This is a genomic window from Buttiauxella ferragutiae (assembly GCF_022637515.1).
GTDB classification, from domain to species: Bacteria; Pseudomonadota; Gammaproteobacteria; order Enterobacterales; family Enterobacteriaceae; genus Buttiauxella; species Buttiauxella ferragutiae.
This window is the reverse complement of record NZ_CP093332.1, coordinates 4,482,931-4,504,295: the sequence shown is the minus strand read 5'-3', so window position 1 is coordinate 4,504,295 and position 21,365 is coordinate 4,482,931. Positions and strand designations below refer to the sequence as shown.

19 protein-coding genes and 1 riboswitch are annotated in these 21,365 nt (G+C 49.4%); of the genes, 7 read left to right on the top strand and 12 right to left on the bottom strand.

Going from position 1 to position 21,365, the window contains the following annotated elements; all coding sequences use genetic code 11:
* Window positions 1-21: 21 nt before the first annotated feature.
* The gene (locus MNO13_RS20725) at window positions 22-927 is read right to left on the bottom strand and encodes a prohibitin family protein (protein WP_064540116.1); all 906 of its coding nucleotides are present in this window, start codon (window positions 925-927) and stop codon (window positions 22-24) included.
* A 318-nt stretch (window positions 928-1,245) separates the two neighbouring features.
* The gene (gene ubiK, locus MNO13_RS20720; protein WP_064540114.1) at window positions 1,246-1,530 is read right to left on the bottom strand and encodes a ubiquinone biosynthesis accessory factor UbiK; all 285 of its coding nucleotides are present in this window, start codon (window positions 1,528-1,530) and stop codon (window positions 1,246-1,248) included.
* A gap of 134 nt (window positions 1,531-1,664) precedes the next feature.
* Window positions 1,665-1,812, top strand: a riboswitch (FMN riboswitch).
* 98 nt (window positions 1,813-1,910) lie between these two features.
* On the opposite strand from ubiK, the gene ribB reads away from it, so the two are divergent.
* Window positions 1,911-2,564 (top strand): 3,4-dihydroxy-2-butanone-4-phosphate synthase, encoded by a 654-nt coding sequence (ribB, locus tag MNO13_RS20715; protein ID WP_121814337.1) that lies wholly within the window; start codon window positions 1,911-1,913, stop codon window positions 2,562-2,564.
* Window positions 2,565-2,600: 36 nt separating this feature from the next.
* Here the strand turns inward: ribB and zupT are convergent, their stop codons facing one another.
* The gene (gene zupT, locus MNO13_RS20710; protein ID WP_064540110.1) at window positions 2,601-3,368 is read right to left on the bottom strand and encodes a zinc transporter ZupT; all 768 of its coding nucleotides are present in this window, start codon (window positions 3,366-3,368) and stop codon (window positions 2,601-2,603) included.
* 198 nt (window positions 3,369-3,566) lie between these two features.
* On the opposite strand from zupT, the gene ygiD reads away from it, so the two are divergent.
* Window positions 3,567-4,355 (top strand): 4,5-DOPA-extradiol-dioxygenase, encoded by a 789-nt coding sequence (gene ygiD / locus MNO13_RS20705; RefSeq protein WP_237931154.1) that lies wholly within the window; start codon window positions 3,567-3,569, stop codon window positions 4,353-4,355.
* A gap of 38 nt (window positions 4,356-4,393) precedes the next feature.
* Here ygiD and MNO13_RS20700 read toward each other — a convergent pair whose 3' ends face one another.
* From MNO13_RS20700 to tolC, 3 genes are all read right to left on the bottom strand, one after another.
* Window positions 4,394-5,554 (bottom strand): glutathionylspermidine synthase family protein, encoded by a 1,161-nt coding sequence (locus MNO13_RS20700; RefSeq protein WP_237931157.1) that lies wholly within the window; start codon window positions 5,552-5,554, stop codon window positions 4,394-4,396.
* A gap of 6 nt (window positions 5,555-5,560) precedes the next feature.
* A complete protein-coding gene (locus tag MNO13_RS20695; protein WP_064540103.1) occupies window positions 5,561-6,235 on the bottom strand; it encodes a DUF1190 family protein in 675 nt (224 codons plus the stop codon).
* Between the two features lie 159 nt (window positions 6,236-6,394).
* Window positions 6,395-7,879 (bottom strand): outer membrane channel protein TolC, encoded by a 1,485-nt coding sequence (tolC, locus tag MNO13_RS20690; RefSeq protein WP_064540101.1) that lies wholly within the window; start codon window positions 7,877-7,879, stop codon window positions 6,395-6,397.
* A gap of 212 nt (window positions 7,880-8,091) precedes the next feature.
* Between tolC and nudF the strand changes: the two genes are divergently transcribed.
* The 5 genes from nudF to parE are packed head-to-tail and all read left to right on the top strand — an operon-like array spanning window position 8,092 to window position 12,517.
* Window positions 8,092-8,724 (top strand): ADP-ribose diphosphatase, encoded by a 633-nt coding sequence (nudF, locus tag MNO13_RS20685; protein ID WP_064540100.1) that lies wholly within the window; start codon window positions 8,092-8,094, stop codon window positions 8,722-8,724.
* A gap of 2 nt (window positions 8,725-8,726) precedes the next feature.
* On the top strand, window positions 8,727-9,149 hold the full coding sequence (locus tag MNO13_RS20680) for a DUF1249 family protein (protein WP_064540098.1): 423 nt from the start codon (window positions 8,727-8,729) through the stop codon (window positions 9,147-9,149).
* 25 nt (window positions 9,150-9,174) lie between these two features.
* Window positions 9,175-10,002: a 3',5'-cyclic-AMP phosphodiesterase gene (cpdA, locus tag MNO13_RS20675; protein ID WP_064540096.1), complete on the top strand. Its 828-nt coding sequence runs from the start codon at window positions 9,175-9,177 to the stop codon at window positions 10,000-10,002.
* Entirely contained in the window at window positions 10,002-10,577 is a 576-nt protein-coding gene (yqiA, locus tag MNO13_RS20670) for an esterase YqiA (RefSeq protein ID WP_064540094.1), read from the top strand. Before cpdA ends, yqiA begins: the two co-directional genes overlap by 1 nt.
* Window positions 10,578-10,621: 44 nt before the next feature.
* A complete protein-coding gene (parE, locus tag MNO13_RS20665) occupies window positions 10,622-12,517 on the top strand; it encodes a DNA topoisomerase IV subunit B (protein ID WP_064540092.1) in 1,896 nt (631 codons plus the stop codon).
* A 64-nt stretch (window positions 12,518-12,581) separates the two neighbouring features.
* Here the strand turns inward: parE and MNO13_RS20660 are convergent, their stop codons facing one another.
* The 6 genes from MNO13_RS20660 to qseB form a co-directional block, all read right to left on the bottom strand.
* The gene (locus MNO13_RS20660; protein WP_241939199.1) at window positions 12,582-16,841 is read right to left on the bottom strand and encodes an autotransporter outer membrane beta-barrel domain-containing protein; all 4,260 of its coding nucleotides are present in this window, start codon (window positions 16,839-16,841) and stop codon (window positions 12,582-12,584) included.
* Window positions 16,842-17,122: 281 nt separating this feature from the next.
* Entirely contained in the window at window positions 17,123-18,043 is a 921-nt protein-coding gene (locus MNO13_RS20655; RefSeq protein WP_241939198.1) for a LysR family transcriptional regulator, read from the bottom strand.
* A 121-nt stretch (window positions 18,044-18,164) separates the two neighbouring features.
* A complete protein-coding gene (locus MNO13_RS20650; protein ID WP_064540086.1) occupies window positions 18,165-18,482 on the bottom strand; it encodes a putative quinol monooxygenase in 318 nt (105 codons plus the stop codon).
* Between the two features lie 31 nt (window positions 18,483-18,513).
* On the bottom strand, window positions 18,514-19,095 hold the full coding sequence (locus MNO13_RS20645) for an NAD(P)H-dependent oxidoreductase (RefSeq protein WP_064540084.1): 582 nt from the start codon (window positions 19,093-19,095) through the stop codon (window positions 18,514-18,516).
* Window positions 19,096-19,215: 120 nt separating this feature from the next.
* Window positions 19,216-20,571, bottom strand: coding sequence for a quorum sensing histidine kinase QseC (gene qseC, locus MNO13_RS20640; RefSeq protein ID WP_241939197.1), 1,356 nt, complete (start codon window positions 20,569-20,571; stop codon window positions 19,216-19,218).
* A complete protein-coding gene (gene qseB / locus MNO13_RS20635; RefSeq protein ID WP_133522731.1) occupies window positions 20,568-21,227 on the bottom strand; it encodes a quorum sensing response regulator transcription factor QseB in 660 nt (219 codons plus the stop codon). The genes qseC and qseB overlap by 4 nt, the downstream gene beginning before the upstream one ends.
* Between the last annotated feature and the right edge of the window lie 138 nt (window positions 21,228-21,365).

Below are 21,365 nucleotides of genomic sequence, written 5' to 3'. Positions count from 1 at the left end.
CTGGCAATTTTAACTGCAATATTAATGGCCTGATTTACCTGGCGTGGTATCAATAAACGGTAACGTGCCAGAAGGTAATACGGTTGTTGGTAATACACCGTTCCAGCGTTCGGCTTTGGTCAGTTCAATCAGGTTTTGATTACTGGCTAACGCGTCGGCGCGAGCTTTAATTGCTTCGGCTTCTGCCTGGCCGCGCAAACGAGTCGCTTCGGCTTCTGCTTTGGCGTTGGCTAATTGGGCATCAGCTTCTGCCTGAGCCTGAGTGACACGGATTTGGGCCTGAACCTGTTCGGTCGCCAATTCTTGTTCCCGTGTTTTAACCTGAACTTCAGCCGTCATTCTGGCCTCTACCGCTTTTTCATATACATCACTGAAATCGATATTTTCCACCTGAACGCTATCAATAATAATCGGACCAATAACATTTTTCTTAATAGCGTTGGAAATATCGTTAACCAATTGCAAGCGGTGCTGTACAGCATCAACCGCAGTATAACCGCCAAAGACATTCTCAACCTGAGTAGGGACCTGGCGGCTGATTAGACGATCATTGAGAGAAGATACATTTTGATACTGGCTATAGACTTTCGTGACATCCGATGGTGGAACATGCCAGGAAACGGAAACTTTAAGTGTCGCAGATTGCTGGTCTTTACTGTAAGCCTGTAATGAATCATAAACGGTGACCTGGCTTTGAACGGAAATGATTTTTACGCTTTCAATAAACGGGATTTTGAACGACAAGCCTGGGTCAATAGCTTCGACTACCGCGCCGTTACGTAATAAAACACCACGTTCCGTTTCATCAATGGTGTACCACGACCCTAATAGTGAGCCTAAAATAACGAAGGCCGCCACTGCACCACCTACTATTTTTATTTTCGAGCCAGTTCCATTTTTTAAATCAGGAATAAGTTGGTTTATCATTTTAACTTCCACTGTAGATGGGCTGAATATGGCATGATGAAATGCTTTTTTGTGTGCTAATTTAAGTGTTGATGCAGGTGTGGAAATGTATGAAAAATAAAACCTTAAATCAATGAGTGATGAAAATAGCTATTTCAGATGTGGAGGTTATTGTTTTTTAAAACAATACGTTGCTTTTTTTGTATGTTTTAATAAGTATTATTTCGGATTATTCGGAGGTGAAATATCTGACAATAAAATCTAAAGATATTTATTTAATATATGTAGGTAGGGCGATATATTAAGACTCTCCTGCGAACAGGAGAGTAGTGTTATTCATTATTCTTGCGATTCTGTCGGCGGAGTCACAACAGGCGCCTGAACGCTACGATTTTCCAGTTCGGTTAAACGTTGTTCCAGCAAAGCCAGTTTTTCTCTGGTGCGTAACAGTACTTGAGTCTGTACATCAAACTCTTCACGGCTAACGAGATCCAGACGGGTTAATTGAGATTGCAGAACCTGGCGTACTTTTTTCTCAACATCATCCCCGAACTCACGAATCCCTTTCGGCATTGACTCGTGGACCTGGCGTGCGATCTGTTCAATTTTTTTCGGGTCAATCATAGTGGCTTCCATAATCTTACGGGATTGTCTTGCGCGATTAACACTAATTGTAATGCCTGTGAGGCCGGTTAGAAACCCGAAATGTTCTAAGGTTTGGCGTTGCCAGAGAAAATCATCGGCGTTATAGTAAGTCTGCTTATTCTCAGGGCGGGGTGTAACTCCCCACCGGCGGTAAATCAGTGAACGCTGAAAGCCCGCGAGCGCTCCAGAGCAATCTGGAGGTCAGCAGATCCGGTGTAATTCCGGAGCCGACGGTTATAGTCCGGATGGGAGAGAGTAACGACTAAGCTCAAGCTTTAGTAAGCTTGCACACGTTATTTTTTTAGCTCCTAAGACTGCCCTGATTCTGGTAACCATAATTTTAATGAGGTTTTTTTACCATGAATCAGACGCTCCTTTCTGCATTTGGCACTCCTTCCCAGCGCGTGGAACATGCTCTTGAAGCATTACGCGAAGGTCGTGGGGTAATGGTTCTTGACGATGAAGATCGCGAGAACGAAGGCGACATGATTTTCCCAGCCGAAACCATGACCGTTGAGCAAATGGCTCTGACCATTCGCCACGGTAGCGGTATTGTTTGCCTGTGCCTGACTGAAGAACGCCGTAAACAACTCGAATTGCCAATGATGGTTGAGAACAACACCAGTGCTTATGGCACAGGGTTTACTGTGACTATCGAAGCCGCAAAAGGCGTGACCACCGGTGTTTCTGCCGCAGACCGTATTACCACGGTGCGTGCCGCGATTGCTGATGGCGCAACACCAAGTGACCTGAACCGCCCGGGCCACGTGTTCCCGTTGCGCGCTCAACCGGGTGGCGTGTTAACCCGTGGTGGCCACACAGAAGCCACTATCGATTTGGTGACACTGGCAGGCTTCAAACCTGCAGGTGTGTTGTGTGAATTGACCAACGATGATGGCACCATGGCGCGCGCGCCTGAATGCATCACCTTTGCACGTGAACACAATATGGCTGTGGTGACAATTGAAGATCTGGTGGAATACCGTCAGACTCACGAACGCAAAGCCAGCTAAAATGCAAAAAGCCCGGTGATTAAACCGGGCTTCTCCTCAACCAATGCCGCTGGTTTGCAGCAGCGTCAGACTAAACCCCATCACCGCCATACCGCAAAGCACGCCATAACTTGGGTTGTTATGGGGATCAATTTCTTTGGCAAGCGGCATCAGTTCATCAACCGATAACGCCACCATAATCCCTGCGACGGCAGCCATGATAGCCGCCATGATGACTGGCGACACCATTGTGCCCAGAATCAGCCAGGCCAGCACACCACCAAGAATTTCGGCAAGACCCGAAATCCCTGCCCAGAAAATAGCTTTGCGTTTCGATCCCGTTGCCGCGTACACCGGGCCTGCAACCGCTAATCCTTCTGGGATGTTGTGCAACGCAACGGCGAGCGCAATCCCCATTCCTAACTCCAGGTTACTGCTTGCCGTCACAAATGTCGCAACACCTTCCGGGAAGTTATGCAGACTAATGCCGAGGGTCAGTAGCAACGCGGTACGCCGTAAATTGCGAGGCTGCGGTTTACTGTCCATTAAATCTTGCGGATGTGCATGGGGTAGGGCGCGGTCAAGAGCGAAATAGCCTAACAAACCCAACATAAACATGCCGTAACCTAAAACGGGTGACATTCCTTGTGTGTGAAGTGCTGCGGGTAACATCTCCATTAACGAGATAAGCAGCATAATTCCCGCTGCAAAACCGAGAGAAAATGCCAGCACACGGTTTGAAGGTTTCTGGCCGATAACGCCAAGAAAGGCACCTATAAAAGTGGCTCCCCCTGCTAACAGGGTCAGAATCAAGGGTACTGACATTCATTGCTCCTTTTGATAATGATTCTCATTTATATTAATGGGCGGTGTGATAAAAATCGAGAGCCAGATGGGAAGCTTTACACATCGCTTACATTCAAATTTCCTGAAGATCTTCATCATGCTTATCTGAGTTCTTCATTGTGTAAAAGCGCGTACTGTAGTTTTCATAAACTGAATGACCTGATTAAAGGACACACCATGACAACTCAACGAATGCCTGCGCTATTCCTCGGACACGGTAGCCCAATGAACGTGCTGGAAGATAATCACTATACCCAAGCCTGGCGTCATTTGGGAGAAACCTTGCCGCGGCCAAAAGCTATTGTGGTGGTCTCAGCGCATTGGTTCACTAAAGGCACGGGTGTCACCGCGATGGAAACACCAAAAACTATTCATGACTTCGGTGGTTTCCCACAAGCGTTATATGACACGCATTACCCGGCACCGGGTTCGCCTGAACTGGCGCAGCAGTTAGTTGATCTTCTGGCACCTGTCCCAGTAATGCAGGATAAAGAAGCCTGGGGGTTTGACCATGGCTCCTGGGGTGTATTGATCAAGATGTACCCCAATGCTGATATCCCGATGGTGCAACTGAGTATCGACAGCACGAAACCAGCAGCCTGGCATTTCGAGATGGGTCGAAAACTGGCAACACTGCGCGATCAAGGCATCATGCTGATTGCCAGTGGCAACGTGGTTCATAACCTGAGAACCGCACGCTGGCACGGCGAAAACACACCATATCCATGGGCTGAGTCGTTTAACCAATACGTTAAAGACAACCTCACATGGCTTGGGCCGGTCGACGAGCACCCGCTGGTGAACTTCTTAGATCATGAAGGCGGATCGTTATCTAACCCAACGCCGGATCACTACCTGCCGTTGTTGTATGTTCTGGGAGCGTGGGATGGTAAAGAGCCGATTACGTTACCTGTAGACGGCATAGAGATGGGATCGTTGAGTATGCTTTCGGTACAAATCGGCTGATATGTTTCTCCCTCTCCTTTAGGAAGAGGGAGAAACAATTATTCTACGAACACATGCGGATAGAAGCGTGAAAGATCCTGGGTGATTAACTCGCGATCTTCACGAATACCAATACCTGCAGGTTGATCGTTGATAAGCCAACTGCCGATCAGCACATAACTGTCGCCAAATTTTGGTAACTGATAGAACTGCTGGACGATCATCCCTTCTTCACCGTAAGGGCCATCGACACGGGCAATTTCTTCGCCGTTTTCGATGATCTTCACATTCGCACCTTCGCGAGAGAAGATTGGCTTTACCACGTATTTATCCATCGGTGGATAGTTATCTTCGGCAAAATATGAAGGTAGCAGATTTGGATGATCCGGGAACATTTCCCACAGCATTGGGAGCAATGCTTTGTTGGAGATAATGCTTTTCCAGGCCGGTTCCAGCCAGCGTACACCCGCATCTTCCAGCTTGGTGGAGAACATCTCACGCAGCATGAACTCCCACGGGTACAGTTTGAACAGGTTGCTAATCACCTGATCCTGCAGATCGGTAAACTGGCCTTTTTCGCCCAGACCGATATCTTCCATGTAGACGAATTCGCTCGCCACTTCGGCTTCAGCCGCACAGTCTTGTAGATACTGAACGGTCCCGCGATCTTCTTCTGTGTCCTGGCAGCAAGCAAAATGAACCAGATTGAAACCGTGTTGCTGTTTCAGCTCAGCAAAACGCTCAATGATCTTCTCTTGCAGGCTGTTGAACTGATCGCTTTCTGCTGGCAGGTTACCGGCCTGGATCTGATCTTCCAGCCAGATCCACTGGAAGAACGCCGCTTCGTATAAAGAAGTCGGCGTGTCGGCGTTGTTTTCCAGCAACTTGGGTTCACCTACGCCATCCCACGCGATATCCAGGCGTGAGTAAAGTGACGGCTGTTGCGTGCGCCATGACTGACGCACAAATTCCCAGGTGTGTTTAGGAATGCGGAATTTAGCCAGCAGTTCATCGCTGCTCACGACTTTTTCCACTACCTTCAGGCACATTTGATGTAATTCAGCGGTGACCTCTTCCAGGCGTTCTACCTGCGGAAGCGTCAGCTTGTAATATGCGTTTTCACACCAGTACGGCTCGCCGTACATGGTGTGAAAATTGAAACCGTATTCTGTGGCTTTCTCGCGCCAGTCCGGGCGCTCAGTAATCGCGATTCTTTCCATAATTTCTTAGCCACCCATGGAACGAGAAGAACCTGTTGCGCTGCTACTGCGCTGCATAGTCGATTGTTTAGCCACTGAGTCACCGAAACCGCCGCGTGTCACAGTGCTGGTGGTGGCAGGTTTAGGTGCCATTGCCGTTTTCGGTACGGTTGTCGTACGGCCTGGTGTCGCGGCACCATAGCTCTTACCGCTGGCATCGGCATATTTACCGTAAGCAGGGCTTGCAGGGTTCTTCGAAGTAAACAGAGGTTGCTGCGCAAAGCCCGCCCCGCCGCCCATCAATCGGCCCATCATGTAACCGGCCATCAATGGCATCCAGAAACTGCCGCTTTGCTGTGGTTGTGCCTGAGCTTGCTCACCTGCCACGCTGGCTTGAGCTGGTGCTTGCTGGCATTGGCCTTCACCAAACTCAGCGATACATTCTTCACGTGAGGCGTATTTTGGCGCTGTACGTTCTGCTTCTTTTAGTGCGTTGTTAAAGGAAGTCGTACATTCTGCACTTTTGCCAGGGTTGGCTTGCGAACAGTCATCCGCATTTTGATACATGGAGACTGTTTCGTCATTTTGTTCGCAACCGGCTAGCATAAACACAGCGGTAACAGCCAATGCGACTGGCGTCAAATGGCGGGCGTTCCAGCTTTTGCGGAACGATGCGTGGTTTATGATTTTTGTCCGTTTCATTTATCTGTCCTGAGCCCAGTGGTTATGGTGCTTAGGATAGGGGATGAATGGTTGAAATTAAAGCGATGACGGATGTTTGAAGGGAGATCTTTACTCTGCCTTACGTTCGCATGCGTAAGTTGTGATGGGGGCATGTTGCCACACCCCCAAAATATCTGATCAGTTGCCGAATGGGTTAGCTGATTTGCTGCTAGTCGCAGAAGCTGGAGTCGCTTGTGCTGGTGTTGTAGCAGTCGTTGCTTCGCTATCCGCTGTATAACCATCCGCGCGAGCATTTTGGTCTGGCGTTTCTGGAGCCACGCTGTCAGCCGTGGTTGGTACTGGTTTACCCAGTGTTGCATTCAACGCTACAAGATCCTGTTCGTTAAGCGTACCCAGTGCTGATTTAATATTCAGCTGGTTGATTAGGTAGTTATAACGAGCGCTGGAGAGCTGTTGCTTGGCGTTATACAGCGTCGTGGTCGCATCTAACACATCAACGATGGTACGAGTACCGACGGAATAGCCTGCTTCCATGGCATCCAGGGAGCTTTGTGCAGACACAACCGCTTGTTTATAAGCGTTGATGGTACTGATGGACGCATTAACGTTGTTGAACGAAGAGCGAACTGTTTGCACTACGCTACGATGCGCGCTTTCAAGCTGCTCACTTGCGCCAACAAAGTTGTATTGCGCTTGTTTCACTTGAGAGTTAACAGAACCGCCAGTGTACAGTGGCAAGGAGAAGTTCAGGCCGATTTTATTCTGGCCCATATCGCTGTCGTTGTACTGAGAACTATTGGTTTTAGAACCACTGTAGCTGGTATCGGAAACACCAGTAGAAGCGGTCAAACCCACGGTTGGCATGTGGCCGGTTTCTGCGTAGCGAATTTGCTCGCGAGCCAGGTCCTGAGACAGACGTGCTTGCAACAATGCCAGGTTACGTTTTTCCGCTTCTTTCAGCAGATTATTCACGCCATCCGGTTTGTTGGTTTTGAAGCCGTCTACATTCAGTGATGCCAAAGATGGATAGTAATTACCGGTCACCTGGCGCAGCGTTTCTACCGCGTTATCCAGATTGTTTCGTGCAGTGACTTCGTTTGCTAATACGTTATCGTATTGCGCACGGGCGTTCTGTACATCGGTAATGGCGACCAGGCCAACGTTAAAGCGCTGAGTGGTTTGATCCAACTGACGATAAATAGCCTGTTTCTGTGCTTCAGTGAAGGACAGTGCATCAATCGCACTCAATACATTAAAGTAGGCTGTTGCAGTATTCAGAATCAGTGTTTGTTGGTCTGTCTGATAAGTGACATCTTGAATACCGGCTGATTTCTCTTGCAGGGTAAGCGCACGCCATTTCGACATATCAAAAATGGTTTGCGTCAATTGCAAAGAGGCACTCGCTGCCCTGGAGTCGATGCCATTCGCATCGCTAAAACCATTGGTGTATTCATAATCAGCACCAAGGCCAAGTTGTGGCAGTAACGGGCTACGTGCTTCGTTAATTTTTTCGAATGCGGCATCACGGTCAGCAGCGGATTTGCGCAAGTCCGGGTTGCTTAAACGTGCCTGCTGATAAACCTGCATCAGGTTTTCTGCCTGGCTCATGGCACTGAAACCCGTTAGGCTCAGACCGATAAGAATTGGGAGCAGTTTCTTCATTTGCATTCCTTGTTGTGAAGCAAAAAATTATTTGTAAGCGCTGACAAGAGCCGGAAATGATCGTCGATTTTAGCAGAGTCCGCCAGCTCAGGTGCTTGGCGTAATGTGCCATTGACTCTTAATTTTCATCAATCTATCACATAGGAAATGAAACGGCAGTCAAACTGGCTTGAAATTACTCATTTCATAACCATCAAAATCAGGAACCCATCATGACTAAGCAAAACAGTCAACTCGTCACATTAGCCAAAAACGATGTTGAAATTATTGCACGGGAAACGCTTTATAGCGGTTTTTTTTCTCTGGATCTTTATCGCTTCCGCCATCGCTTGTTTAATGGCGAAATGAGTGGCGAAATTTGCCGTGAAATTTTAGAACGCGGGCACGCCGCAGTACTGCTACCCTATGACCCTGTGCGAGACGAAGTTGTCTTAATTGAACAGATTCGGATTGCCGCGTACGACACCAGTGAAAGCCCGTGGCTGCTCGAACTTGTTGCGGGAATGATTGAAGAAGGTGAAAGCGTCGAGGACGTTGCGCGTCGTGAAGCAACTGAAGAAGCTGGAGTGATTGTCGGTCGCACCAAACCGGTTATCAACTACCTGGCAAGTCCTGGGGGGACCAGCGAGCGTTTATCGATCCTGGTTGGGGAAGTCGACGCTACCACCGCGAATGGCATACATGGTCTGGCAGATGAAAACGAAGACATCCGTGTTCATGTCGTGAGCCGGGAACAGGCTTATCAGTTAGTAGAAGAAGGGAAAATCGACAACGCGGCTTCAGTCATTGCACTGCTTTGGCTGCAATTGCATCATGAGAAATTAAGAGAAGAGTGGAATCGATAAATATGAAGCGCTATACACCTGACTTCCCTGAAATGATGCGCCTGTGCGAAACCAATTTCGCGCAACTCCGACGCTTGCTTCCTCGTCATGACGAAGTGGGTGAAAAAGTCACTTATCAGGTAAGTAGCGCTCAATATCGACTCTCTATCCTTGAGTCGACACGTTACACGACACTAGTACAAATCGAACAAACTGTTCCGGCGATAAGCTACTGGAGCTTACCGTCGATGTCGGTCAGGCTTTATCATGACGCCATGGTCGCGGAAGTGTGTTCAAGTCAGCAGATCTTTCGTTTCAAAGCACGGTATGATTATCCTAATAAAAAGTTGCATCAACGCGACGAAAAGCATCAAATTAATCAGTTTCTAGCCGATTGGCTGCGGTATTGTTTAGCGCATGGAGCGATGGCGGTTCCGGTTTGTTAGTGAGGGTGAAACCTAAGGACACCATTTGGAAAGCCTGTTAAATCTTCCTGTGGCCGGTGGGGGCCAGATCAGGATCTTGCAAATTACCGATACCCACCTGTTCTCTGGAAAGAACGAAACGCTGCTTGGTATCAATACCTGGATGAGCTATCAGGCTGTTATTGCCGCCATCCTCGCCGAGCAGCGTCAGTATGACCTAATTGTAGCTACTGGGGATTTAGCCCAGGATCACAGTGCGCAGGCCTACCAGCATTTTGTTGAAGGCATTGCGGAGATTCCTGCGCCCTGCGTTTGGCTGCCAGGCAATCACGATTTCCAGCCAGCCATGTTTAGCTCGTTGCTGGAAGCAGGGATTTCACCTGCGAAGCAAGTTTTCCTCGGTGATAACTGGCAAATCCTGCTGCTCGACAGCCAGGTATTTGGCGTCCCACATGGTGAACTGAGCGATTATCAGCTCGACTGGCTGGAGCGTAAACTCGCCGCTGAACCTGAACGCCATACGCTGCTATTGCTGCATCATCATCCTGTTCCTGCGGGTTGTAGCTGGCTTGACCAACATAGCCTGCGCAACGCCGCAGAGTTGGATAACGTTCTGCAAAAATTCCCGAAAGTGAAAACTCTGGTGTGCGGTCATATTCACCAGGAGCTAGATTTGGACTGGAACGGCAGACGAATGCTGGCGACGCCATCCACTTGTGTGCAATTTAAGCCGCACTGCTCAAACTTCACGCTCGACACTATTGAACCAGGTTGGCGTTGGCTGGAACTTCATCCAAACGGTGAAGTGACCACTGAGGTTTGCCGCCTGAAAGGTGCGGTGTTCAACCCAGATACCGCTTCAGAAGGGTATTGATGTCAACGCTACTTTACTTACACGGTTTCAACAGTTCGCCGCGTTCCGCTAAGGCTACCAGCTTGCAGGCCTGGCTGGCGCAGAACCATCCGCACATCAATATGATTATCCCAGAGCTCCCTCCGTATCCTGCCGATGCGGCAGAGCTGCTGGAGTCGCTGGTACTCAAGCATGGCGGTGAACCTCTGGGGGTTGTTGGCTCCTCTTTAGGTGGTTATTACGCCACCTGGTTAGCGCAATGTTTTATGCTGCCAGCGGTAGTGGTAAACCCTGCGGTACGGCCTTTTGAATTGCTTGTCGATTATCTGGGCACCAACGAGAACCCCTACACCGGGCAGCAATATGTGCTAGAGTCACGCCATATTTACGATCTTAAAGTCATGCAAGTTGACCCGTTAGAAGCGCCAGATCTCATCTGGTTGTTACAGCAAACGGGTGACGAAGTGCTTGATTACCGCCAGGCGGTGGCGTACTACACCCCCTGTCGACAGACGGTAGAGTCCGGTGGCAATCACGCCTTTGTAGGCTTCGAAGATTATTTCTCACAGATCATCGACTTCCTGGGCCTGCATTAATGCCTGATGTCGAATTCCTGTTTCGCAATCTGAACGAATAAACCATGACGCAATCCAGTTATAACGCCGATGCCATTGAGGTACTCACCGGGCTTGAGCCTGTTCGCCGCCGTCCCGGGATGTACACCGACACCACCCGTCCAAACCATTTGGGCCAGGAAGTCATTGATAACAGCGTGGATGAAGCGCTGGCAGGCCATGCGAAGCGTGTTGATGTTATTCTCCATGCCGATCAGTCATTAGAAGTCATTGATGACGGGCGAGGCATGCCGGTAGATATCCACCCGGAAGAGGGTGTTCCGGCTGTAGAACTCATTCTTTGTCGTCTGCACGCGGGCGGTAAATTCTCCAATAAAAACTACCAGTTCTCTGGTGGTTTGCACGGTGTTGGCATTTCGGTGGTTAACGCCTTGTCAAAACGTGTCGAAGTCACGGTGCGTCGTGATGCGCAGGTTTACAGTATCGCTTTTGAAAATGGCGATAAAGTCGAGGAACTGGCGGTGGTCGGGACCTGCGGCAAACGTAATACCGGCACCAGCGTTCACTTCTGGCCAGATGCCTCATTCTTCGACAGCCCACGTTTTTCCGTTTCCCGTTTAAGCCATTTGCTGAAAGCCAAAGCAGTATTGTGCCCTGGTGTTGAAATCACTTTTACTGACAAAGTGAACAATACCGAGCAGCGTTGGTGTTATCAGGATGGCCTGAAAGATTACCTGTGCGAAGCGATTAACGGCTTACCGACGCTCCCTGAATCACCATTTGTCGGCAATTATGCCGGTGATGTTGAACAGGTTGATTGGGCGCTGTTATGGCTGCCAGAAGGCGGCGAACTGCTGACAGAAAGCTACGTTAACCTGATCCCAACCATGCAGGGCGGTACTCACGTCAACGGTCTGCGTCAGGGGTTGTTGGATGCGATGCGTGAATTTTGCGAATACCGCAACATTCTGCCGCGCGGCGTGAAACTCTCAGCGGAAGATATCTGGGAACGTTGCGCCTACGTGCTGTCAGTGAAAATGCAGGATCCGCAGTTTGCCGGGCAAACCAAAGAGCGCCTCTCATCACGCCAGTGTGCCGCCTTTGTTTCCGGTGTCGTTAAAGATGCCTTCAGCTTGTGGCTGAACCAGAATATTCAAGTGGCGGAACAACTCGCAGAACTGGCGATTTCCAGTGCTCAACGCCGTATGCGTGCCGCTAAAAAAGTGGTGCGTAAAAAGCTAACCAGCGGCCCGGCATTGCCTGGAAAACTGGCCGATTGCTCCGCGCAAGATTTGAGTCGTACTGAATTGTTCCTGGTGGAAGGGGATTCTGCAGGCGGTTCTGCCAAGCAGGCCCGTGACCGCGAATACCAGGCGATCATGCCGCTGAAAGGTAAGATCCTTAATACCTGGGAAGTATCTTCCGATGAAGTGCTTGCATCGCAAGAAGTGCACGATATTTCGGTAGCGATCGGCATCGATCCGGACAGTGAAGATCTGAGCCAGTTGCGTTACGGCAAAGTTTGTATCCTTGCGGATGCGGACTCCGATGGTCTGCACATTGCAACGTTGTTATGCGCGCTGTTCGTGCGCCACTTCCGCTCTCTGGTTCGCGGGGGTCACGTCTATGTGGCGATGCCACCGTTGTACCGCATCGATTTGGGCAAAGAGGTTTACTACGCGCTGGACGAAGAAGAGAAAGCCGGCGTGCTCGAGCAACTTAAACGTAAGAAAGGGAAACCGAACGTGCAGCGCTTTAAAGGGCTGGGCGAGATGAACCCACTGCAATTACGTGAAACGACGCTCGATCCCAACACTCGCCGTCTGGTGCAGCTTACGATTGACGATGAAGATAACGATAAAACCATGGCAATTATGGACATGTTGCTAGCTAAAAAGCGTTCTGAAGATCGACGCAATTGGCTGCAAGATAAAGGCGACATGGCTGATATTGAAGTCTAATTATCGTATCAGGCGGGTGATGCAATACATCCCCGCCTGATAAAAACGCCAGTTCTTTCCCTTATCAGAACTTAATTTTTACACCCGCAATCCCGCCGTAATTGATGCTGTCCCCTTCAAACGACTTCTCTACGCTTAAAGAACCGGTGAGTGAAACTGACTCATTGATCTGATGATCAACGCCCGCATTTAATTGACCCCATGTTCCGGCGCTGTTGGTGACGAATGGAATGTCGCCTTGTTGAGAAGAAAATGCGGTTTTTGTTTCTCCTCTGAATTCATGCAGGATCCCCGGACGTACCCAGGCCGTCGTTCTGGTGCGCTCCTCCTCCACTTTTTGTTTATCATCATGATGCCAGGTCTGATGGACGCGCAGGCTCAGACGCCCGGTCAGGGAATCTGCGTTACCGAATTTAACCGCAGATGCCTCGTCATGGGTGTTATCCAGTTTCACTTTTGAGTAAATCAACTGGGCCTGAGGCTCAATAAAGCGCTGTACGTCAGCGTCCGGCTGCCACGGATAACCCGCTTCCAGCGAGGCACTTAAACCATATCCTTTGGTTTTCATTGGGCTGAGATCGGTGGGGTTGGATTCAACATACAGTCGGTTGTATTGGGCGACGGCATCCAGATAGCTTCCCTTTGGTGTGAAGTGCGTCCAGTAACCGCCTAACCCCCATGATTTCAGGGTATTACGCCCAGCAAACTCGTTGTCAGTATCAGTGACTTTGCTGCTCATTTTGCCGATATTACCAAGCACTCCAGCAAAATTTGAACTCCCGTCATCTTTACTTTCACGATACAAATCAATGCCTAACTGAATGGCGCTCAATGAGAATCGAGACTGCGGGCCATCAAAGTCGGATTTCCCATTTTTAAAAATCACCCGTCCCCAACTCATATGTGGCGATTCGGTTGCCTCAGTGATTTTCTCCACGCTGGCAAACTGTTCGCCAGTTCGCTCATGCAGGCTATCGACCAGCATCCGGCTATACAGTAATGCCTGTTGAGGAATGACCTGATACAGCGATGTTTCTGCCCGATAATCTGGCACCGCAATCGGCTGTTGAGGAGCCGCAGGCGCTTCGGGTTTAAGATTATCAACTGGCGGTTCTGCTACTGGCGTGAAATCAGCTGGCGGTGGTGATGGCGGCAGAGGAAGAGGAAGCTCGCTATCGTCAATGATGCCAGGCAACTGCTTATGCGAGCGCAGATACCAGGCTTCTTCATTGCTGCCATCAACACTTGAACGGTAAAGCGAGTATTCATACGGTCCCGCTTTCACTTTGCTGAGCAGGCTAAAAGCTTCTGTTGCCGTTGTCGCACCGCTAATGGTATCTACAACTTTGATACCGTTACCATGAGTGAGAGCGCCACTGCCATCGGTATTGGTGATTTTTAGGCTGGTGGAGCCGTCGGCATGGCCACCATCGACAACTAATTGATCCGACGGTGAATTATCGCTGTGCAAATGGGTGTTTAACGCAATCGTTCCGTTGTCGCCGTGATAGTTATTCACCGTCAACGTCTTGTAGCGGTTATTTTCTGGTGTACTGAAGTTGATCAGGCTTTGATTATTCGTCAACTGGCTGAGCACCGAATTGCCTGTCAAAAACCACAGGCTGGTATTGTTTAATGAAACATCAGAAAACGCATTTGCCTCGGTTAGTGCAGCCCCCGTGAAGAGACTTCCTGACGCGTTGATGCTGGCATTTCCTGGCAACATCACCCCATTTTTTACCTGCAGCCACTGGCTTTCTCCCGTCACACGGCTATTTTGCATTTCAATATCTGCATAACCCGTGGTTTCAATACCATGGCCGTGCTCGCTGGTCAGAATGCTGTTATTGAGGGTGGCTAACCCTGGATTAGTGGCTGTACCCTGGGCTGCCAGGGCAGCAGAACTATCACCATGGGTGGCGACAGAAATATTATCGCCCTGAACATACCCGCCATTGCTGGCGAGAATACCGGCAGCACTAGCACCTTCGGTTTGAACCACGGTATTTTTAGCGTGTAGATTGGCTCCTGCTTCCGCCCAGAGACCGCGCGAGTTATCGCCGTGGGTATTTAGCGTGACGTTATCCAGTGCCATCTCAGCGGTTTCTGCTTTATATTTGCGGCCGACAAATGCGCCGCTCGCATTATTGCCGAGTGTCTCGATTGTGACATTACTGGCTGTCAGGCTAACGTTACCGGGTTTTGCCGCACCAATTCCGGCATACAAACCGATGGAGTTATCACCCTCAGTTTTGACGGTTGTATTCTTCAGAATAATATTCCCACCGTCATCTGCCGTTGCGCCATAAGCCTGCGTACCTTTTGTCTGCAGGGTGGTGCCATCCACCGTCAGCAAAGAACCGGCGTTACGGGAAGCCACGGCATGCGGGAAGGTGAGGTTGGATTGCACAGGTGAGCCATTGCCTGTTGTCATCACACTTCCTCCCGTCACATTCACCGTTGCGCCAGCATCAGCCACAATTCCCATCGCATTATCGTTACCCGAAGTATTGATATGGGTGTGGGTGATTGACGCGGTGCTATTTGCGACCCCAATTCCGGTGCCGTAATTACCCGAGGTGGTAATTCGTGATCTGTTCACCTCAAGCTGGCTACCGTTACTGGCGCTAATACCACTACTGGGATTCTGCGTGGTGAAGACTTCGCTGTCTGTTAAAATCAGTGAGGACCCCGCACCTTGCAGCAAGATCCCTGGAGACCACGGCCCGATAGCGTTAGGAGCGGCGGTGGCGGTTATTTTGCTTTCGCTAATCTCGGCTGTAGCGCCATCAACAATATTCATTCCAGAGCTGCGTGCGCCGCGTGTTTCTATCGTTGTACCACTGACCTGCGTATGCGAACCGGAACCTTCTACTGAGATACCGTGGCTTTGCATCCCGGAAGTACTGATTTGCGAGTTTATGACAGAAACAGAGGCGCCAGCCAGGGCCCGCGCTGCTGCCGTTGAGTGCAACGCATTTCCCTGGCCGCTGACGTTGATAGTGCTATTAGCAAGGGAGATGGCACTGTTTTCCCCTTCAGCGCGGCTCCCACCCTGGTTTACGCCAGAAACGTTTATTGTCAGATTTGAACCAGAGATGTTTGCGCCAGAAAGCGCATGCAGCGCAGCGGTTGTGGTTGTGCTCGAGGCATTGCCGGTACTTTCTATCGTACTATCCTGCAAGCTAATACGGGCATTGTCTTCAGCTCTTGCGGCGCTGGCACTCGCTGCGGTGGTGGTGAGTTGTAGACCCTTTCCGCGGATAGATGTCGCGCTGTCACTTGCCAACAACACATGACTTATACTGAGGGACTTTTCATTGTCCACTGGCGTGGTTGCTGATGCTGCGGCACCGGCAGTGGTGATGGCCGTGCCATCATGCAGCGTAGCCGTTGCGCCAGTTCTTGCCCAGACACCGACTGCACCTTTGCCTGCTGTTTGAATCGAACCGCCATCAATGTCGCCGTGCGTTGTTGCCCCATCTAAAAGTACGCCGTGGCCGTAAACTCCTGCTGTATCAATGGCAGTTTCTTGGAGAGTAATTTGGCTGCTGTCTTGTGCTTTGATTCCGTAGGCTGAGGCTCCAAGTGTGCTGATGGTGGCATTTTCAGCATTTAGCCTGCTATCCGTGCCGCTGACATACACACCGTGGCTTCCTCCAGTTGTTGTACTTCTGGCTCCCGTGGTCAGGACTTCACTGCTATTAGTCAGCTTGACTGCACCGCCTTGTGTCACCGTGATGCCCACCGTTCCCCAGGAGGCAGTTTGTACTTTGGAATGATCCAGAACGGCCTGCGAACCAGCTCCTGACACCACAACGGCGCGGTTATTATTTCCCTTCGCCCCGCCGCCTACGGTGACTGCCGAGTCTTTGAGGTTGAGATGCCCCCCTGATTCCACCAGCATTGCGGTCATATCATTGGCGGTGATGGTTGCACCTGCCAGCGTTTTGGGGTCGAGCAATACCTCGGTTTCCAGTAAATCGACACCGCTTGCAGAAAATACGTGCACACCGATTTGGTCTTTGGAACCTGCAGCCGAAACGGCATTATTCTTGATGCTACCTCTGGCCAATGAAACAATCCCGCCGTCGCCCATTTTGATGCCTGCGGTATTGGCAACGCTCATTTTTATCGTTTCATCATTGTATAAACCCCGGGTACAAATCCCGGCAGTACCAATAGTATTCACCAACCTTTCGGTAGCACTGACGTCAACACAACCAAAACTCAGCACACCAACGATTAATCCGGCGGAGGTTTTAAGCACAATTTTGTGGCGGTTATGGGAGATGTTAGCGGGCGATATCTTAATAATTTTCATACGAGTGCCTCTACGATAGTCTGGTTTGAATATGCCGGGCCTCGCTAAGGGAATGTCATTGTTCTCCGCGGTAAATCGGCAGTAATTCATTGCATGACAGTTGCACGGTATTAAATAGAAATAAAACCGTATCAGGGAATGGAAGTGATTGATATTTATCTGTCTGGGACGCAGGCATTATACGGCCAGTAATTAGATATGGGATTACTCGGGTTTAATTGCGGATTTAGTTTTATTATTGCGCTGTTGTGTTGTTTATTAATGGCATTGCTTTCAATAACCTAATTATTCTTCATTGCTTCCAAAAACTGCATGAAGCTGGCTTTCTTCTCCAGTTCTTTTCGATAGACCAGATAGACGCTAATTTTCTGTACCGGGAATAAGGGTGTTAATTGCCTTAATTTGAAAATATCCCGATAACGAGTAAAGGCATCCTGGGTGATGAAGCCAATACAATCGGTTTCCGACAGTAGGGTGAGAAGCATCAATATCGAATTAGTTTCAAAGGCAACCTGGGCATTTTTCAAGGTTGCCAGCAAAGATTGTTTACGCTGATAAATCATTTCATCACCGGTGAGATGGGTGACCATATCCATATTTTTTAAATCGTCAATGCTAATCGATGTTTTTTGAAAAGGATTATCCTGGCGGCACACTAGCACTGGTGTTAATTCACAGAATAAGACGCAGGTTAATGTGGTGCTGACGACCGGTGCACCTGAGAAAACTAAATCAGCTTTACGCAAATTAAGCAAACCCACAGCATCGGGAATGCCGAGAATAGTTTCGATGTATTTTATTTTAAAGTTAAGTTTTGCCAGCTTTATTTTAATTAATGCAGATGACAAGTCATGCACAGCGACAGAGAATGGAGAATAGATAACCCATGTTTCTCGTTTATTGGTTTGCTTACTTCTGGCTATGGAATCACTCATTATTTCTAAAGTTTGTTTTAGCTGAGTGTAAAGGTCATCGGCAAATACAGTGGGGGCGATGGTGTTTCCGTGGCGAATAAATAAAGGGTCTTCGAAATGAAGACGTAACTTTCGTAAGGCATGGCTAACAGACGGTGGGGTGACCTCAAGAATTTCAGAGACTTCAGTAATGCTTCGTGTCGAGTAAATCAAACAAAAAGTGGTTAACAGATTAAGATTAAAACTGGCTAGTTTTAGAACTTTATCGGAAACCATATTCGTTTTCATTTCTTGCCTCGCTACAAACTTGGGGTAAAAAGTAGCTTAGCAGATATTAAGAAATGCGAATCTTGCAGCCAAAAAAAGGAGCAGGTGTAAACACCGCTCCCGTTATTTCGTCGTCAGCTGATTACTTAATCGCGTCTTCCAGAATATGGATATGAACATCCAGAACATCGTCTTTGACTGCGGCACTGTGAGCTTTCATATGCGGGGTTTGCAGATGGGCTTCAAGGTGAGCCACAGTTTCCCATTTTTCCAGCATAAACACGGAATCGGGTGCGGCTGTCTGGAAGGCGACTTGCGCATTATGATCCACCAGCGGCGCATAACCGAAGCAACCTTCTTCTTCGAGCACAGTAGGAATAATTTTTGCAAAAGCATCTATCACCGCCTGGCGATGATGGGCGCCTGGACGGGTACGAATTTCAGCTATTACTGTTAGCATGACTGACTCCTTCATTTAAACACGGCAACAGTTAAGCAAAAATTTGGCCGAGATGCTCGCGGTATTCTGCGATAAAACGCGGAACATCAGGGACTTTCATCACATCGTTAGCGATAAAGGTCGGCAGGCCTTCCATACCGAGGAACTGGTTAGCTTTATGGAATGGCAGATAAACGCCATCAACACCCACGCCATGGAAGAACTGCTCTTTGTCTTCAAAGGCTTGTAACGGGGCGTTCCAGGTCAGGGAAAGCATATAAGTTTTGCCCTGAATCAGACCACCGGAACCGTATTTTTTCTCAGCGTCTGAACGGGTACGGCCATCGCTGGCATACAGAGAACCATGACCCTCAGTAAATACATCATCGATGTATTTTTTCATGGTCCACGGCGCGCCCATCCACCAGCCCGGCATTTGGTAAATCACGGTATCGGCCCACAGATATTTTTCGACTTCTTCTTTGACGTCGTACTCGCTGTCGGTACGCGTCACCAAAACATCATGCCCGAGGTCGCGCAAAAAACTTTCCGCGACGTCGGTCAGGGTGTCATTAAGTTGGCCGTTTGAGTGGGCGAATTTTTTCGCGCCATTGATAATCAGAATGTTGCTCATAGTTAGTCCTCGAATTATTGCGTATGGCGCGGAGTGTACCGTGATCAATGTCACTGTAAAATGCCGCATACAGGCAAAGACTTTTGCTAAAAACGCAATAATTCGAATGTGAAACCCTTTTTACCAACGTATCCGAACCTCGAAACCGCCGCTACTGGTGTTCATAAAGAGAGCTTGCATTCCATGCAAAGAAGCAATGCGCCGCACTATAGATAACCCCAGTCCGCTGCCGGTTTTTTCCTGTCCTGGTGGGCGGAAGAACCGTTCACCCAATGAAGTTAAAAACTCCGGACTGACGCCTGGCCCGTTGTCAGTAATCGTTATTTCGTGACTTTGCAGAACGACGTCTACCACGCAACCGCGCGGGCTGTAACGTATAGCGTTATCCAGCAAGTTTCTGACCATTAAACTTAGCAACAACGGTTGCCCCTGACGTTTCACGCTCGGGTCTTGCACATCAAGACGAATATCAATGCCTGCACGTAGTGCCTCGTGCCAGGCGTCCATCACGGCATTTTGCAGCAAGAGTTGAAAGGCGACTTCCTGCACATCATCCAAACTCGCTAAAGAGTCCAGGCGTGATAGCGTCAGCAACTGATCAACCAGGCGAGTGGCGCGATCGATTCCCGCACTGAGATTATTGAGGGCATGATCGCGTACTGGCTCGTCATGCTGCGCAAGCTGCGCGACTTCGGCCTGCACTTTTAATGCGGCAAGAGGGCTGCGCAGCTCGTGTGCTGCATCGGAGGTAAAACGCCGTTCGCGCTGCATCAATTCCCCGGTGCGCGAAAAGAGCTGATTGAGTGCCATAACCAGTGGCCGTACTTCTTGTGGCAAGGTTTGGGTCGGGAGCTCGCGCTCATCGTCAGGTTTGCGGGTACGTAACTGATTCGCTAGTTTGTGAAGTGGGGCAAGGGCGCGGCTAACCAACCATACGAGTAGTAGTAAAATCAGCGGTAGCGCGATAAGCCATGGGGTGATCTGCGACAATACAATATCCAGCGCCAGATCTTCCCGATACTCCCATTCCTGTCCCACCACAATCCGATATTTCCCATCTGGTGTGGTGACCCACACCATGCGCCACATATCGTCGTCGCCAGCTAGTTTTCCGTCTGTAAATCCGTCGCGCTGGTAGCGCCAGATGAGGTTGCGGCCATTGTCTCCATCGTTGAGTAACAGCTTTCCATCGGCGGTATATATGGCGAAGGCCAGCGTGTCGTCGTCTTGCTTACCACGATGGTTGGAAATCATGGTTTTAGTGCGCGGTAATTGTGCATCACCTTGCACGCCATCCAGTTCTAATGCACTCAGGCGTTTAGCAAACAGCACCTGCTGAGTGTCAAACAGTTTGTTTAGCGTTTTACTGGTTTGATGCCAGGCGGCAATGCTTGCGCCAACCCATGCTACAAGGGTCAGCAAAATGTACCCGGCAATTAATCTGGCGCGTAAACTTTGAGTCAGTGTTTTTATCATTCTTCGCCCAACGTATAACCAATTCCGTGCACTGTGCGAATAAAGCCGCTACCGAGTTTGCGGCGTAAATGATGGATGTGTACTTCCAGAGCGTTTCGGGAAACGTCGTCATCCCAGTTATAAAGTTTTTCTTCAATAAGTGTGCGTGGTAATACGCGCCCGGCGTTACGCATGAATAATTCCAGCAAGGCAAACTCTTTGGGTTTTAACTGCAACGGCCCTCCATCGCGAGTGACGGTTAATTTAATCGGGTCGAGCTCAACCCCTGCATGGAATAACGTCGATTGTGCTTGCCCATGATTACGACGAATTAAAACCTGCAGCCGGGTGGCAACTTCTATTAACGCAAAGGGTTTACACAAGTAATCATCGGCACCGAGCTGCAACCCCTCAACCCGTTGTTCCAGCGTGTCTCTGGCAGTTAGAATGAGTACCGGTTCAGTTTGGCCACTACGACGCCATGTTTTTAGAATATCCAGCCCGTCGATTCCTGGCAGGCTTAAATCGAGAACTGCTGCATCGTAAGGAGCCAGACCAAGTGCCGACTGGCCTTGCTGGCCATCGGTGAACCAGTCGACAGTAAAGCCCATTTTGGTGAGTCCGGCTTTTAATCCATCACCAATGAGCTTATCGTCTTCAATGAGTAATACGCGCATGCGTTGTCCCTTACTGTCTATTTAGCGGAAGTTAATAACTTTTGCGCAGGTGTGTACAGGGGAAAAATACGATGCTTCGGCAAGCTGCGCAATTTTCTAAAAAATACGATTTCTCAGGGAGAAATTAAGATCGCGTTA